This window comes from Halomonas sp. (genome assembly GCF_052095695.1).
Lineage (GTDB): Bacteria > Pseudomonadota > Gammaproteobacteria > Pseudomonadales > Halomonadaceae > Vreelandella.
The window spans coordinates 17,824-32,898 of record NZ_JBQDLQ010000015.1; the positions used below are offsets into that span (position 1 = coordinate 17,824).

Here is a 15,075-nt window from a genome sequence, read left to right on the forward strand (position 1 = left end):
ATCCCATTTGCAACGTTGCTGCACGAATAGTGCTTACTCGACGGGTGGCGTTGGTCGAATGAGTATTTCATTAACGTCCACATGAGCAGGCTGTGACAGCGCATAGATGACAGCATTGGCGACATCGCGATCTTCAAGAGCATGCTCCGGCGGCTCGTCAAAAAACGGTGTGTCGACCATTCCTGGCTCAATCAACGTGACGCGCATGCCGGTGCCACGAAGTTCTTCACGCAGATTATAACCAATGCCTGTTATCGCCCATTTGGTCGCACTGTACATCGAACCGGGAATGGTGGTGCGACCGGCTGAGGAGCCTGTTAACACTACTTGCCCCTTGTTGCGCTTTAGAGCCGGTAAGCAGGCTTGAATGGTGAGGCCCGCGCCATAGACATTGGTCAGGATCATCTCTCTCCAAGCGGTGTGGTCAGCGTCACTAAAGCCACCAGGCGAGCCGCCGCGGCCAGCGTTGACAAAGACAGCATCTAGCCGACCGAAGGTCTCGATAGCCTGTTCGACCATCGCTTGTTGCTGCTCCATGTTGGTCACATCAAGCGTATAGGGCAGCACATTTTCTGGCCCTAGCTCTTGGGCGAGGGCGTTGAGCTTGTCACTAGAGCGAGCCGCTAATACCAGTTTGTAACCTTCCCTGGCGGCGGCACGAGCAGTCGCTGCGCCGATGCCGCTTGATGCGCCGGTAATCAATAGCACGCTGTGATGCATAGGATTGCACTCCTTGCTGGATTAAACAGGTGGCCTTTAGCATGGCCAAGCAGAGGGCATCCTGCAAACATAAGCTTATTCGACGTGATGCGATGCTAGTTTATATCGGCTTAACGGGAGCGGTGCTCTTCTTTGCGTTTGAGCATGGCTGAGAGATCCAAAATGGCTTGGGCCATGTCCGCCATGCTTTTGCTTTGATCCATCGAGGTTTTACGCAAAAACCGATATGCCTCCTCTTCACTCATATCTTGATGTGCCATGATCAGGCCTTTAGCGCGTTCAATCAGTTTACGCTCACGCAGGGCTTTACGGGTATTTTCCAGCTCGTCGCTAAGCCCTTGCAGACGGCTCGCCTGGGCTTGGGTCAGTTCAATCAGCGAGCGTCCTAGTGGTGACGTTAGCGCATCGGCCGTCAAATTGCCGAGTGGCTGGGCATCATTTAGTGCTAGCAGCTGTTCGCAGGGGGCGGGCGTGTAGTGAAAGGGTTTAACGTTAGCTTTCTCTAACGCATTTTTGGTTTGAGCAATTTTACGATGGCAAAGGGTGCTTAACTGAGCGATAAGCGCTTCTTCGACCGTTTTCATTGAGTCAATACGCAGCGTCGTGAGATCGTACCAGGTTTCGCTCAGCGTGTTAGCTGTGTCGCTAGGTGGCTGCTGAGCGGAGGAGGAGCGCAGGCAGGCGATATCGCGTAAATGGCAGATGTCCGCTAGCGTGCGTGTTGAGCACTCGGTATGCCAAGTCTGCTGGGCTTCATGCGAGGCAAATTCCACAAAGGTATCAAAACAACGCTTTTGATCAGTCACTAGCTGATTTAATAAGCGTCGGTGCACTTCATCGAAGTGGCCATGGGTAAAACCAAACGCACCGCAGGCGCGTTCTTGGCCAGCCAGCTCTTTGCCTTGCATCAAGTGGAAAATGGCTACCAGGCTACGGGTAATGTCAGGATCACTGGCGGTGTCCGCGGCTTCAAAGACAATGGCTAGTAGCCCACTCGTCAACTGGTTAAACGCTTGGGTCGCGGCATCGGGAGAGATCGAAAACGTATCAATGGCCTGGCGCAGCGCACCAAGTTCATCTAAGGCATGCCACACGGCGGCGATACGGCGCAATAAGCGAGCAGCGGCCTGTGGGCGAGCCTCTTCACTAAGTGCTCCCAGCCGCTGACGCATGAGCGTTTCTGCCTGCTCGCTGTGCTGGCGGTAGCTATCGCGACGTGCTTTGAAGCGCCGGCCTTGAGAGGCAAGATAGACCGTGGAGGCGCCGCGTTCACGCTGCAGCATATGAATAAAGCGGCTGATGTCGCCGACAATGTCAGCGGTCGTGGCAAGGTGGGAGAGGCTGTCGATATCGCAACGGATGGCGGTTAGTAGCAGCTGCTGCGCTGAAGACATAGCGTTTTCCTGGTCGCTTACCGCTTAAAGTCATCGCTCCCTCACCGCTCTGAAGCGTAAAGGGAGTGTAGTTAAAAGTGTCGTTAAAAGAGCTTAACGCAATGATCAAGCGCCTGCGCCTACTCCATCGCCCGCCGCATCGCGGTAGGCTTTAGCCTCTTCGGCTTCGGTGGCATCGCTAAAGCGTACAAGCAATACACAGGATGCCAGTGACAATACCGTAAGCCCTAAATAGAACAGGCCTTGCTGATAGCTCAAGCCTTCGCTGCGAAAGAGAAACGCCGCACCCACTGCGCCGACGTTACCCCCCGCGCCGACAATGCCCGCTACCGCACCCAGCGCTTTTTTATTGATAAACGGCACCACGCCGAAGGTGGCACCTTCGGCCATTTGTACAAACAGGCTAAACACCAACATGATGCCAATGGCGAGGCTCAATACATGCATTTGTGAGAACACCACCAGCGCAATACCTTCGCAGATGAGGGCGATAAACAGCCAGTGTACGCGCCCTTTTAAGCCATTTTGCTTGGCGAAAAGATCCGAGAAGACACCGCCTAGCGTGCGGGCAAAAATATTCATCAGCCCGAATAAGCCAGCGATCAGACCCGCGGTGGCTAAAGTAAGATCAAATTTATCAAAGAAGTAGATCGCCGCAATATTGTTAATCGTCAGTTCGACGCCGAAACAGAGGCCATAGACAACGAATAGCGCCCATACGCGTATGTCCTTAGCCGCAGCTAGAAAGCTTTGTTTGGCGCCGTTTTCACCAGTGGCTTCCGGTAGCTCGCCCCGTGCGCGCAGCTCGCTGAAGTTGCCGTTGGGAGCATCCTGGGTGAACAGCCAGTAACCGATGCCGGTAAACACCATGACCACGCCGGGCACCATCATTGCCAAGCGCCAGCCGAAGGCTTCGTTAATGCCGAGCATCAGCAGGCCTGAGAAGATGAGAGGCATCAAAATTTGTGTAGTGCCGCCCCCTAAATTGCCCCAGCCCGCGCTGGTGGCATTAGCGGTTCCCACTACGTTAGGCGCGAACATCATCGTGGTGTGGTATTGCGTGATCACAAACGAAGCACCGATGGCACCAATGGCTAAGCGGGCCAGCAGAAATGTCTCAAAGCTATTAGCGAAGCCAATGCCCATCACAGGAATGGCGCCTAACAGCAGCAGGCCGGTATAGGTTTTGCGTGGACCGATTCGATCGCAAAGGACGCCAATCGCTAGCCGCACAATCACCGTAATAGCGACCGAGGCAATAATCGTATTACCAATTTGTGTTTGGGTGAGTGAAAGGTCTTCACGCACAATCGCCATTAAGGGGGCGATGCCAAACCAGCCGAAAAAGCAGATATGGAACGCAAACCATGAGAAGTGGAATGCGCGCATTTGCGGTGTAGAAAAATTAAACAGTCGAATACGGTTGGCTTTATTGCGGATGTCCATGATGGCCTCACAGGGCATAAAACGAGTTTTCTGTTATGCGACACCACCAAAAAAGCGTCGCGCAAACAGTTGACGAGAACATGCCTTCATCATTGAAGGTCAGTTTCGACGCACTCGTACCCCGTTGGGCCTGGTCCACGCCTACCACCACTGGTAGGAGTTATGCAGGTAGTTTGCCAGTTGCCTATTTATTTTTAAAAATCATGATCTTATTTTTTTAAGAGATTGTTCAAGGCCGATCTTATCCATCAGCATGCTGCATGATTGGGCGCACGATGACCGCTCTGCGGCATCTTGGTGCTTAGCAGAAGGCTATCGCTGCAGATAGGTGAGTGATCCTATTCACGACCTTGCTTATTCATTCAGATAAACCGTATCTATATCCAGCGTGGAGTGGTCGCCAATAGCGTCGAAATTCTCGCTCAACCAGCGTTCGGCGGCGGCCTGGCCGTGTTCAAAAAGGTGGCATAAAAAAGCCCACTCAGAATTAGATTTACTGGAAACGGAGAGCTCTTCAAGCGCTTGCTCACCGCTGATGCGATGAAACAGTGCTTGCTGATAGCAGTTTGTAATACCTTGCTCCTCAAGGGCATGCTTAAGCAGCGCGATCATTCTGACCTCTTTTATCAGCGCTGAGTTAAACGTGATTTCGTTAAGGCGGTTCATAATCGCCGAGGCGGAGGTGGGTACCTCGTTGCGGCTAATGGGGTTAATTTGGATGAGAAGTATGTCCCGCGCACCGCACTCTTCCATTAACGGAAACAGGGCGGGGTTGCCCATATAGCCGCCGTCCCAGTAGGCCTCACCGTCGATTTCTACGGCTTGGAACATAAAGGGCAGGCAGGCTGAGGCCATGACCGCATCAACGCTCATTTCTTCGCGGCGAAACACGCGCTGTTTTCCCGTGCGTACGTTGGTTGCCGTGATAAATAGCTTGAGCTGCTGGCATTGTCGAACCCGCTCAAAATCAATATGGCTGGCCACAATGTCGCGCAGCGGATTAATGTTAAGCGGGTTAAGCTGGTAGGGCGACACTACGCGACTTAATAGATCCATGGCGACAAAGCCTGGCGATTGCTCCAGGCTCCAGTTGCCGGTCAGCATATCCATAGGGGAGCGGCGAATGGGGCTGGCCATATGCTGTTTCCCATTGCGACGAATGAAGAAATAGAACTGATAAAAAATAGAGTTGCTGTGGGTGCAGCATGGCATAGGCCACTCACGAAAACGAAGTGCTATTGGTGCGACATGCCGCGAGCTTAGCGGCGAGCAATCTGATCGTTGGCCGCTGTGCAGGCTAGAAAGGTAGAGGTGGCCAGCCACTCGGCGTCGGGGTAATAGGCGAAAACATACTGATCTTCTTTAAGGCTGTCGATGAGCGGATACGTCACATCTTCACGAACGGCTGGGCAACCATGACTGCGTCCTAAGCGCCCCGTTTGCGTGATAAAGGCATCGCTCACGTAATCCGCACCGTGAATGACAATGGCGCGCTCATACGCTCGATCATTGACGTTGGGCTCAAGGCCTTCTAGACGTAGCGAATAGCCGTTGCTGCCGTAGTAACTGTTCATGGTACGAAATAGCCCCAGGCTCGACTGGTGGCTATCAGGCGTATTGGAGAACGTTTCCGCCTGCATATCGCCGGAGCCCTGGCCATGTGAAACCAGCTCTTCAAAGAGCAGTTGATGTTGGCGCAAATCAAATACCCACAGGCGTGGCTCGGTAGACGGCAGCGAGTAGTCGATCACCGCTAGACGCTCGGCATTCGGTGCCGCGCAGTTAAGCGCTTGAGCAGCCAAGCGCAGCGCCTGATGCGTTGCCTGAGGGGCCAGCTGCAGCAACTGATGCTGTAACGGTGGCACGCCGGGAGGCGGTGTTGAGGCAACCTGAGCAAAGAAGCCGGCGGCGTATAGCGGGAATGTCAATAATGCTAAAAAAGGAAAACATAGCAGCGTGATAAGTTTTAAACGAAGCGCCATATAAATCGATCCTGCAAACAATATCAGTCATGATGACCACAGCCGACTAAGATAAAAAGATGGGGCGGCTAGTGTGGAACGCGATAGTAACGCAAGGAGAGAGCGATGAACGAGATGCAGCCACTAAAACGATGGGCGCTGGGAACCGCCCTGTGCCTAACGCTTACCCACAGTGCTGCATATGCAGACTCAGCGCCATTGCAGCAAGCGTTAGCGCAGCAACTAATCACTGCCGAAGAGCAGCATCTACCCATTGCCGAGTTTTATCAACTGCGTGACGGTCAGCCGGTTTGGCAGGCTGTCTTAACGGTTGAGTCGTTGGTGGCTGCGTTGAATGGCTTGGAAAGTGACGGCTTGGCGCCAATGGATTATCACGCCGACACGTTACTCAATGAATTTCATCGTAGCCAAACCTTAGGGGTGTCGGCGCAGGCGGCATTTGATATCAAGGCAACCCAGTCGCTGCTGCTGGCGCTGGATCATGTAGAGCGTGGTAAGGTCGACCCGCGGGATGTTGAGCCCCAGTGGGACGCGCCGCGGCCCTCGCGCGGATACTCACTGCTGCGCGTTGTGCATGCCATTGAAGATAATAAGCTGGAAGACGCTATCGCGCTGGCCCGTCCCTCATCGGCTGAATATCAGCAGTTGCGCGATGCCTTAAAGCAACATTACCAGCTGGCTAATCTGAGCAGCACGCCTTACTTGGCCGCGCGGGAAGAATCACTTCGCCCAGGCGACGAAGCAGGTGATGTCGTTATACTGCGCCAGCGCTTAGCACTCTGGGGCGATACCGATTTATTGGCAGCCGACAGCGGTGTTTATCCACTGATTGGAGTGCAGGGCACGGCAACCAATCGGCGCCTTTTTGATGCGTCGCTAGAAACAGCCGTGAGACGCTTTCAGCGGCGTCACTTATTGCAAGCTGATGGGGTGGTCGGTGAGCAAACGCGCTTGGCATTAAATACATCGGTTGCCACGCGTATTGATCAGCTGCGCGTCAACTTAGAGCGCGCACGCTGGATACGTCCAATGCAGTTTGCCGAGCCGCGAGTGTGGGTCGACATTGCGGGCTACCGAATGCACTACGTGCGTCCTAATGGTCAGCAGTGGGATGCGCGCGTGGTGGTAGGGTCGCCACGCCGTGAAACGCCCATTATCCACTCAGCGATCAGCCATCTAACCATTAACCCTTCTTGGACAATACCGCCCACCATTATGCGTGAGGACGTATTGCCTCGCGTGCGAGCGGATATCGGTTATTTGGCGCGTCAAAATATTCAGGTGATTAGCCCAGCGGGCATGCCGCTGATTGCTGAGGAGATTGACTGGCAGCACCCAGGCGGCGTTATGCTGCGCCAGGTGGCCGGTGTGGGTAACCCGCTAGGGCGCGTGGTTGTGCGCTTTCCTAATAACGACATGATCTATTTACACGACACGCCTGCCCGTGGCCTGTTTCAGCGCGACCAGCGTGCGCTAAGCTCCGGCTGCATTCGCGTCGAGGGGGTGGCTGAGCTTGCGCAGATGCTGCTGCAAGATACCGGCAGCCGTTATCAAATGAGCAGCCTGCTAAGTGGGGGCAGTGATCGCAATGTGAACCTGACTCAGCGGGTACCCGTGGCGCTGCATTATTTAACTGCCTGGCCGAATGAGCAGGGAGAGGTAGAGTTCAGGCCTGATATCTATCGCCGCGATGCGACACTGCTGACGGCGTTACAGCGCGCGCTACCCTCAAGCTAACTATGGCCTCAGCAATATATAAGTATCCAGTACAATGCAAAACACCGCCCCAATTGGGCGGTGTTTTGCATTATCAGCGTTAGTAAGTTAGTGGCTAGCGAGGCCTTTGCTGTTCATCAAGGCCTTGTTAATCAATATAAACATTAATCATCGCTTTGCTGGTAGTTCGCAACGTTAACCGGGCCGGTTTCGCCGCTTTCCAATGTGGCCAGCATTGGCTCTGCCTGGCTCTGGAAGGCAATCAGTGTTTCGCCGCTTAAGCTGCTGTTTTCGGGAAGACTAACGGTCATGGCGTTTACCGGTGCATTATTAACGATGACTTCATAATGCAGGTGCGGGCCGGTGCTGCGGCCTGTATTGCCTGAAAGCGCGATACGCTCACCCATGGTCACGCGGTCGCCCTGGTTAACCAGCTGGCGAGAAAGGTGTAGGTAGCGCGTGCGGTATCCGTTGTCGTGTCGAACGACAATGTAGCGCCCGGCTGCAGGATGGTTGCTAACGCGCTCAACGCGACCGTTCGCGGGGGCGAGAACCGGCGTGCCAATGGGCATAGCAAAATCGGTGCCGTTATGTGGGCTGACGCGCCCCGTGATGGGGTGCTTTCTGTTGGGGTTGAAATTAGAGCTTAAGCGGTAGCTGCCATCAAAGGGGTGGCGCGCAAACGCAGGGTCTAGACTTCCGCCTTCAGGTGTATAGAAGTTGTTGTCGTTCAGATTGCGGACTACGGTTAAATCCATGCGTTCGCCGTCATACTTAACGGCTAATACGCGAGATTCAAGGGTTTCGCCATCAATCATGTCTGACTCAACCAATACTTGGAAGCGGTCACCACGACGGCTATCGCGTCGGAAATCGAGTTTTTTCTCAAGTATCTTAGTCAATTCAGTCACTGAGCCGCTATTTAAGCCGGTGGCCTGGGCCGAACGTGCAAAGCTACCGCTTACGCTACCTGCATAAAGGCGTTGTACAGGTTCGCCCTGACGCTCAATAGCAGTAACCGCGTACTGGCCAGTATCACGCTCTAACATGACACCTTCGCGGGTGTTTTTCATCATGCGTAGCGACAGTAAGCGGCCATCTTCATCTAACTGGTAATCAAAGCTATGCCCGGCACGCCAGTTGGTTAACAAGCGCTGATCGGGTAAGTCTTCAAGCAGGGCGAGCACTTCACTATAGCCAAGGCCTAGTTGGTCTTGAGCCAGTACGGCGAATGTTTCGCCGGATTCAACAATATGTGTTTTCCATACGGGCACAAACGGCTCTTCTGCCGCTAGTTCTAAATTTAGAAACGAAACGTCATCGAATAGCTCAATGCCGTAGTCTTCATATGAGGTGGCATCGGCAATTTCAATTGAAGATGCGCTATCTACGTCCAGCATGCCGCTCGTTAATGTACCAACGACCACTGCCATGTGCAGGGCGCCGCTATCAAGCGAAGATATGCCCAGCGCTACTGCGTTAGGTGTAATGGTGCTAACGGCGTCTAGATGGCTGACCAGCGTAGGCTGACTAGCGATATCAGCTTCGGCCTTGGAGATGACGTCAAGATCAACGATCTCAGTAACCGCTAGCTCGCTGAGGGGAGTGTTTCCGCGGGTGGCGTCGAGGGCGCGCGAGGCGCGATCGATCGCTTCAGCCACCGGGGTGCGTTCTTGGCTTAATGAAGGAACGCCCGGAGCCGAATCGCTAGGCAGCGGCACTAGCACGCTTTCTAACGGTGTATATGACTGGTTTAGATCATGATAAGTAGTGACTAACTTCTGTGTGCCTAGCACTGTGACCATAGTAGCCACGGGTAACAGTAATAATTTGTGCGTGCGAGGCAGCGAATGGAGGATTCGCAACATGGGTAAATGGACCGCCGAGTTCGTGATTAAAAGATGACAAAAAAATATATATACCCGAAACCATACCCCATGCAGAGAGGGGTGCATAGACTGTATGCCTATACATAAAGCGTACTTAAATATAAAATTGCAAGCAATGTGCACGATAAGTCTATTAGTGAACGCTGTTTGCAAATAAATGTAACTTAGAAAAGCTAGCGAATGTAGCGTTATTCAATCATATGCGAAAACAATTTTTTTAAAAGCATTGATATAACAAATGTATAGTATTCACCTTTTAGCCTAGTGCCGATAGGTCAGCAAAAGGATGGCGGCGCTAGGGCCAGCCAGTATTGCAAGGCAGGTTTGTGCGGGCAAGTATGAGTGTTTAAAAGGGGGCCGGATGCCAAGTAGTCGTCATGATTGGCCAGCCTTTTATATCGGTGGCAGAACTGCGGAGCGTTTACTGGCATCCTAGTGATATTTTTTCGAATATTAAGCGCAGTATTTCGCTGTTTCGCGTTGAGGAAATCGAAATGTCCCGGGTTACGCTTTCACAATGGCAAATGTTGGCTGCCGTGGTTGATCATGGTGGGTTCGCGCGTGCGGCAGAAGCCGTGCATAAAAGTCCTTCCACGCTAAATCATGCCGTCCATAAGCTAGAAGAGCAGTTAGGGGTTCAGGTGCTAGAGCCCATTGGTCGACAAGTGCGCTTAACCGAAGCCGGTGAGCTGCTCCTTCGACGTGCACGTCAATTGATTGAAAGTGCGGCCTCACTTGAGGATGTTGCCATTCGTCTCGCTGCTGGTTTAGAGGCGGAGATCGTTGTCGCTATCGACCAGGTGTTCCCCGCCGATGCCCAAGCCAAAGCACTAGAGCGCTTTTCTGAAACCTACCCTCAAGTGCGTGTTCAGTTGCACGAAAGCGTGCTCAATGGCGGTGTAGAAATGCTCTACGATGGCCGGGTTGATCTTGTGGTCTCGGGCATTGATGCTCAGGGTTTTTTGGGGGAGCCGCTGGTAACCGTGCGTTTTATCGCAGTGGCGCATCCCCAGCATGCGCTTCATCAGCTAGGTCGTTTGCTTGACTTGCGCGACCTGGCTCAGTATCGCCAACTTGTAGTGCGCGACTCAGCGCTGCGCCAATCGACAAACGCTGGCTGGTTGAAAGCCGAGCAGCGCTGGACGGTCACCCATCTAAACACGTCGTTGGATATGCTCCGGCGTGGCTTGGGTTTTGCGTGGATGCCCGAAACGCGTATCACTGAAGAGTTGCGAAGCGGCCAGTTGAAGCCGCTGCCTCTGCCCGCAGGTGGAGTGCGTGAGGTACCGGTTCAGCTTATTTTCCGTGACCGAGATCGTGCCGGGCCTGCTGCTCATGCGATGGCCTCTGCGTTAAAGCAGGCAGTGATCAGTGAGTGCGCCATGCAGCATTCGACTCAGTCGAATGAAAAGCCCTAAAACATCCGCTTGAGCACCCGTGATGCGGGCGTATGCTGAATAGATGCAAGGTAATGTGCCCATTACCTGAAGACACTTTTAGGAGGCGTCCCATGGGACTATTAGTCAATGGCGAGTGGCACGACCAGTGGTACGACACCAAAAAGAATAACGGGGAATTCGTGCGCGAATCAGCCCAACTGCGTGACTGGGTGGGCGACCAGCCTGAAACGGATGGTAGCTGCTATCCAGCAGCTAAAGATCGCTATCATTTATATGTGTCCCTGGCGTGCCCCTGGGCGCACCGCGCTTTAATTATGCGTACGCTAAAAGGGTTGAGGCCGCTTATTGGCATGTCGCATGTTAGCCCGCTGATGCTTCAGGATGGTTGGACATATCGCCAGGATGAAGGGGCTAGCGGCGATCCAATCAATGGCGTCGACTTTCATCATCAGCTTTATACGATGACCGATCCACGCTATACCGGCCGAGTCACCGTTCCCGTACTGTGGGATAAGCAGCGTAGCGTCATCATCAATAATGAGTCTGCGGATTTGCTGCGCATGTTTAATGATGCCTTTGATGAGTTAACGGGCAATGATTTAGATTTTTATCCACTAGACCTGCGTAGCGTTATAGATGAAGTCAACGACGATGTGTACGGCCACATCAATAATGGGGTTTATAAATCAGGCTTTGCCACCGAGCAGAACGTTTATGAAAATCACGTGAAAGCGTTATTTGAAGCGCTGGAGCGGATGGAGGCACGCTTAAGCACGCAGCGTTATTTGGCAGGGGAGTGGTTAACAGAGGCTGACATTCGTCTCTTCACCACCCTGGTGCGTTTTGATGCGGTTTACTACGGCCACTTCAAGTGCAATTTTAAACGTATCGAAGATTATCCCAATCTTGCCAACTATGTGCGCGAGATCTATCAATGGCCGGGCGTGGCTGAGACGGTCAATATGGAGCATATCAAGCGCCACTACTATTACAGCCACGATACCATTAATCCAACTCGCATTGTTCCCACCGGCCCGCTGCTTGATTTTCAGCAACCCCATGATCGAGAGCGTTTGCCAGGGCAGGGCGTCAGGCACAAATAGCTTGGTCATGTGACGACAGGCACAATAATAGAAAAGGGCCGCCCCAATGAAATGGGGCGGCCCTTTTAACCAGCTAGTGTTAACGAGCTGCTATCACTACGGTTCTCACTGGAGGCTCAAGGCATATTTTGCTTGCTCACATCCAATGAAAAACCGTGCTGGTGTGATTACTCGTCAGGATTGACTGCTTCACGTGTGCTCTGCCAAGCGCTTTGTGCACCTTCCTGGGTAGTTTTCCAAGCATCGCGGGCGCTAGCTTTGGTCTGCTCCCACCAGTCACGGTCGTAAGCAGGAAATGCTTCTATTTCTTCCTGGCTGGCGCTGATCATGATGCGGTGTTCCGTATCACCATCATTTTCCATATCGGTTTCAAGAGTGAAATAGTCGGTATCGACAACGATTTCACGGCCACCTAATCCAAGTACGGAACCGCTTTCAATAACCAGTGCGGTGACGCGCATTTCTTCGTCAAACAGAATGTCTTCAACGTCGCCAATTTCTTCACCGGAACCGCCGGCAAAATAAACTTCTGCATCAAGAATATTATCGGCAGAATACATGCCCTGTGGCTCACTTGAAGCGTGGGCGCTCATAGCAATGCTTCCCAGTAGGGCGGTACCGATAACGGTTGTCAGGATAGTTTTACGCATAGCATCTCTCCGTGTGGCTACGATAAATAATAAGCTGCTGTGCTTATTAGTATTCTAAATGGTGTTGCAGAAATTTGACTGTCTTAACGCACTGCTCTTAAAGCATCATTCTTAAAACACCGTTCTTAAAACACAGCTCTTAAGTGCTGGCAGGTTTGGTCAGTTGACTATTGCTTCTCGGCCCACTCATCGGCTTTACGTTCTGCGTCTTCTCGCGCAAGACCATACTTCTGCTGAAGCTTGCCAACCAGTTGATCTTTCTTGCCACCGATCTGATCGAGCTCATCGTCGGTAAGGTCGCCCCAGCTTGAACGAGCCTTGCCTTTTATTTCTGTCCATTTACCTTCAATCTGATCCCAGTTCATCGCCTCACTCCTTGATAGTCTTGAACTTGACTGAACACTTAATATCTTAGACGAAATGTACACAAGTGCAAGTGGTTGGTTCAATGTGGTGCAAGTTAAAAGTGCTGGTCAGGAGCAAAATGCAGTGTTAGGATGCGCGCTCCTCGCATGTGTTGACCCCTCCATCACGACGATAAGCGTTTACTTGCCTAGGTACTATGAGCAGTTAGGTACTATTAGCAGTATCGCTTGCGGGAACATCAAGTCAATTGCCTGATGTTCATTGCTGTGTAGATGGCGCGCCTCCAGTATTTCACCACACGGGTGAAATCGGCGCAGAAGGTCGCCACAACGGTTGGCCCGCAAACGCGGTGTTTGCTAACCGGATGCTAGGTGCGACCGGCGTCTCCGACTCCATTGATGGCTACGACTGCTACGGCGGTGCCTGTTTTCGACAACGACCATTTTGTTAATGTCGTTGCACGATGACAGAGTCAGAGACGCTTATGATGTTTTTTGCCGGTACTTGCCGGCCTACCAAGGTGTGATTAATGACCTCGACTTCTGTCGCCTCGCCGAGCTTCGGCGATCTGGCTCTTTTGCCTGCCGTTCTGTCTGCTGTTGAATCACAGGGCTATTTAGTTCCCTCACCGATTCAGGCGCAAACCATCCCTGCGCTGCTTGAAGGCCGCGATATGCTGGGCCAGGCTCAGACGGGTACCGGTAAAACCGCTGCTTTTGCATTACCGCTCTTGTCGCGCTTAGATCTTCAGCGCCGCGAGCCCCAAGTCCTGGTAATGGCTCCGACCCGCGAGTTGGCTCAGCAAGTAGCCGTCTCGTTTAGTAAGTATGGCCAAAATCTGAAAGGCCTCGAAGTCGCTACCCTATGTGGCGGCCAAGAGTACCGCGAACAGCTGGGTGCCCTTAAGCGTGGCGCGCAAGTCGTTGTCGGCACCCCAGGCCGGATTATCGACCACCTGGACCGCGGTAGCCTGAAGCTTGATGGCCTGTCCGCTCTAGTACTGGACGAAGCTGATGAAATGCTGCGCATGGGCTTTATCGACGACGTAAAACGCGTGGTTGCCGATACCCCTAAAGATGCACAGCGCGTGTTCTTCTCGGCTACGCTGCCGGCAGAAATAGAGCGCATTGTTAACCGCTACCTAGTTAATCCGGTCAAAGTAGCGATTGAATCTGGCACCACGACAGGTGAAAACATCGAGCAGCGCATTGTGCGCGTCGATGGCGGCGCTAAGCTTGAAGCCCTATCACGTATTCTTGAAGTCGAGCCGGTCGATGGGGCCATCGTCTTTGTGCGTACTCGTGCAGCCTGTACTACCCTGGTTGAGCAACTGACTGCACGTGGCGTTAACGCTGCTGGGCTTTCGGGCGATCTCGATCAGAGCCTACGTGAGCGTACCATTACACGCTTGAAGCGTGGCAAAGTTGATGTGTTAATTGCTACCGACGTTGCGGCTCGTGGCCTAGACGTATCGCGTATCACTCACGTCATTAACTATGACCTGCCCCAGGATGCGGAAGCCTATACGCACCGTATCGGCCGTACTGGTCGCGCTGGTCGTAGCGGTATCGCCATTACCTTTGCTGGTTTCCGTGAAGGCCGCAAAGTCGGCTGGATGGAGCAGGCAACCGGTCAAAAAATGACTGAAATGCCGCTGCCTGATGAGTCGGCTATCCGTGCTCATCGTGATGATGTCTTCCATCATCGCGTTATTGCCTCCTTGACCAAAGGCGCCGAAGAGCAGCGTGCTTTGATTGAGCGTCTGATTGAAGAAGGCCATGATCCAATCGAGCTGACCTGTGCGTTTGCCGCTATGGCGCGTGCTGATGAAGCACCAATTGGTCGTCTTCAGGCGCCACGCAAAGAGCGTCCGACGCGTGACGGCGCACCTGCCGGCAAGCCGGGTGCACGCCGTGAGCGTACTAGCAACAGCGCCCCGACTGAAGGCATGACGCGCTACCGCGTCTCCGTTGGTCATAAAGATGGCGTTAAGCCGGGCCAGCTAGTGGGTGCTTTGGCTAACGAAGGTGGCATTGAAGGCGCGCGTATTGGCCGTATCGATATTCGCAACGCGTTCTCTGTAGTTGAGCTGCCAAGCGGCCTGCCTGCATCGATTCTTACTAAGATGGCACGTGCTCGTGTAGCCGGTCGTCCTCTAGAAATCAGCGAAGACAGCGCACCGGCTGAGCGCGCACCGCGCCGCCGTCGTGATGAAGGCGATGCGCCGGTTCGTCGTCGCGAACGCGCTTAAGTCTTAATTAACGTAAGGCTTAATCAACGGCTGCTAAGCGGCCATTGAGACGCTCATAACGCCCCCACACCTTTCCTGGTGCGGGGGCGTTTTTTTTGCTGCTTTAGCTATTTCTCACTACGCTATCTCACGTCACTATCTCGTTCACTACGCTGTCC

The 15,075-nt window shown here is 53.1% G+C and carries 11 protein-coding genes and 1 pseudogene; 4 read left to right on the forward strand and 8 right to left on the reverse strand.

Annotated elements, in window-relative coordinates:
* Nucleotides 1–33: 33 nt before the first annotated feature.
* The 5 genes and pseudogenes from ACTH5D_RS04805 to ACTH5D_RS04825 form a co-directional block, all read right to left on the reverse strand.
* Nucleotides 34–720 carry an SDR family oxidoreductase gene (locus ACTH5D_RS04805; protein WP_441668881.1) on the reverse strand — a complete coding sequence of 229 codons (687 nt, stop codon included), beginning with the start codon at nucleotides 718–720 and terminating at the stop codon, nucleotides 34–36.
* A gap of 110 nt (nucleotides 721–830) precedes the next feature.
* Entirely contained in the window at nucleotides 831–2,114 is a 1,284-nt protein-coding gene (locus ACTH5D_RS04810; protein ID WP_441668883.1) for a nitrate- and nitrite sensing domain-containing protein, read from the reverse strand.
* 105 nt (nucleotides 2,115–2,219) lie between these two features.
* Nucleotides 2,220–3,560: a NarK family nitrate/nitrite MFS transporter gene (locus ACTH5D_RS04815; protein ID WP_441668885.1), complete on the reverse strand. Its 1,341-nt coding sequence runs from the start codon at nucleotides 3,558–3,560 to the stop codon at nucleotides 2,220–2,222.
* Nucleotides 3,561–3,914: 354 nt separating this feature from the next.
* Nucleotides 3,915–4,697 (reverse strand): annotated as a pseudogene (locus tag ACTH5D_RS04820) (patatin-like phospholipase family protein); the annotation flags it as partial.
* Nucleotides 4,698–4,819: 122 nt separating this feature from the next.
* Nucleotides 4,820–5,542 carry a murein L,D-transpeptidase catalytic domain family protein gene (locus tag ACTH5D_RS04825; RefSeq protein ID WP_441668887.1) on the reverse strand — a complete coding sequence of 241 codons (723 nt, stop codon included), beginning with the start codon at nucleotides 5,540–5,542 and terminating at the stop codon, nucleotides 4,820–4,822.
* A gap of 105 nt (nucleotides 5,543–5,647) precedes the next feature.
* Between ACTH5D_RS04825 and ACTH5D_RS04830 the strand changes: the two genes are divergently transcribed.
* Entirely contained in the window at nucleotides 5,648–7,279 is a 1,632-nt protein-coding gene (locus ACTH5D_RS04830) for a L,D-transpeptidase family protein (RefSeq protein ID WP_441668889.1), read from the forward strand.
* A 143-nt stretch (nucleotides 7,280–7,422) separates the two neighbouring features.
* Here ACTH5D_RS04830 and ACTH5D_RS04835 read toward each other — a convergent pair whose 3' ends face one another.
* Nucleotides 7,423–9,126: a peptidoglycan DD-metalloendopeptidase family protein gene (locus ACTH5D_RS04835; RefSeq protein WP_441668892.1), complete on the reverse strand. Its 1,704-nt coding sequence runs from the start codon at nucleotides 9,124–9,126 to the stop codon at nucleotides 7,423–7,425.
* A 515-nt stretch (nucleotides 9,127–9,641) separates the two neighbouring features.
* On the opposite strand from ACTH5D_RS04835, the gene ACTH5D_RS04840 reads away from it, so the two are divergent.
* Together ACTH5D_RS04840 and ACTH5D_RS04845 are read left to right on the forward strand one after the other, a co-directional pair.
* The gene (locus ACTH5D_RS04840; RefSeq protein WP_441668942.1) at nucleotides 9,642–10,565 is read left to right on the forward strand and encodes a LysR family transcriptional regulator; all 924 of its coding nucleotides are present in this window, start codon (nucleotides 9,642–9,644) and stop codon (nucleotides 10,563–10,565) included.
* Between the two features lie 92 nt (nucleotides 10,566–10,657).
* The gene (locus ACTH5D_RS04845) at nucleotides 10,658–11,650 is read left to right on the forward strand and encodes a glutathione S-transferase family protein (RefSeq protein WP_441668894.1); all 993 of its coding nucleotides are present in this window, start codon (nucleotides 10,658–10,660) and stop codon (nucleotides 11,648–11,650) included.
* Between the two features lie 167 nt (nucleotides 11,651–11,817).
* On the opposite strand, the gene ACTH5D_RS04850 is transcribed toward ACTH5D_RS04845, so the two are convergent.
* Both ACTH5D_RS04850 and ACTH5D_RS04855 read right to left on the reverse strand, forming a co-directional pair.
* Nucleotides 11,818–12,300: a PRC-barrel domain-containing protein gene (locus ACTH5D_RS04850; protein WP_441668896.1), complete on the reverse strand. Its 483-nt coding sequence runs from the start codon at nucleotides 12,298–12,300 to the stop codon at nucleotides 11,818–11,820.
* A 167-nt stretch (nucleotides 12,301–12,467) separates the two neighbouring features.
* Nucleotides 12,468–12,665, reverse strand: a complete 198-nt coding sequence (locus ACTH5D_RS04855) for a CsbD family protein (protein WP_441668898.1) — start codon at nucleotides 12,663–12,665, stop codon at nucleotides 12,468–12,470.
* A gap of 530 nt (nucleotides 12,666–13,195) precedes the next feature.
* Between ACTH5D_RS04855 and ACTH5D_RS04860 the strand changes: the two genes are divergently transcribed.
* A complete protein-coding gene (locus tag ACTH5D_RS04860; RefSeq protein ID WP_441668900.1) occupies nucleotides 13,196–14,917 on the forward strand; it encodes a DEAD/DEAH box helicase in 1,722 nt (573 codons plus the stop codon).
* Nucleotides 14,918–15,075: the final 158 nt, after the last annotated feature.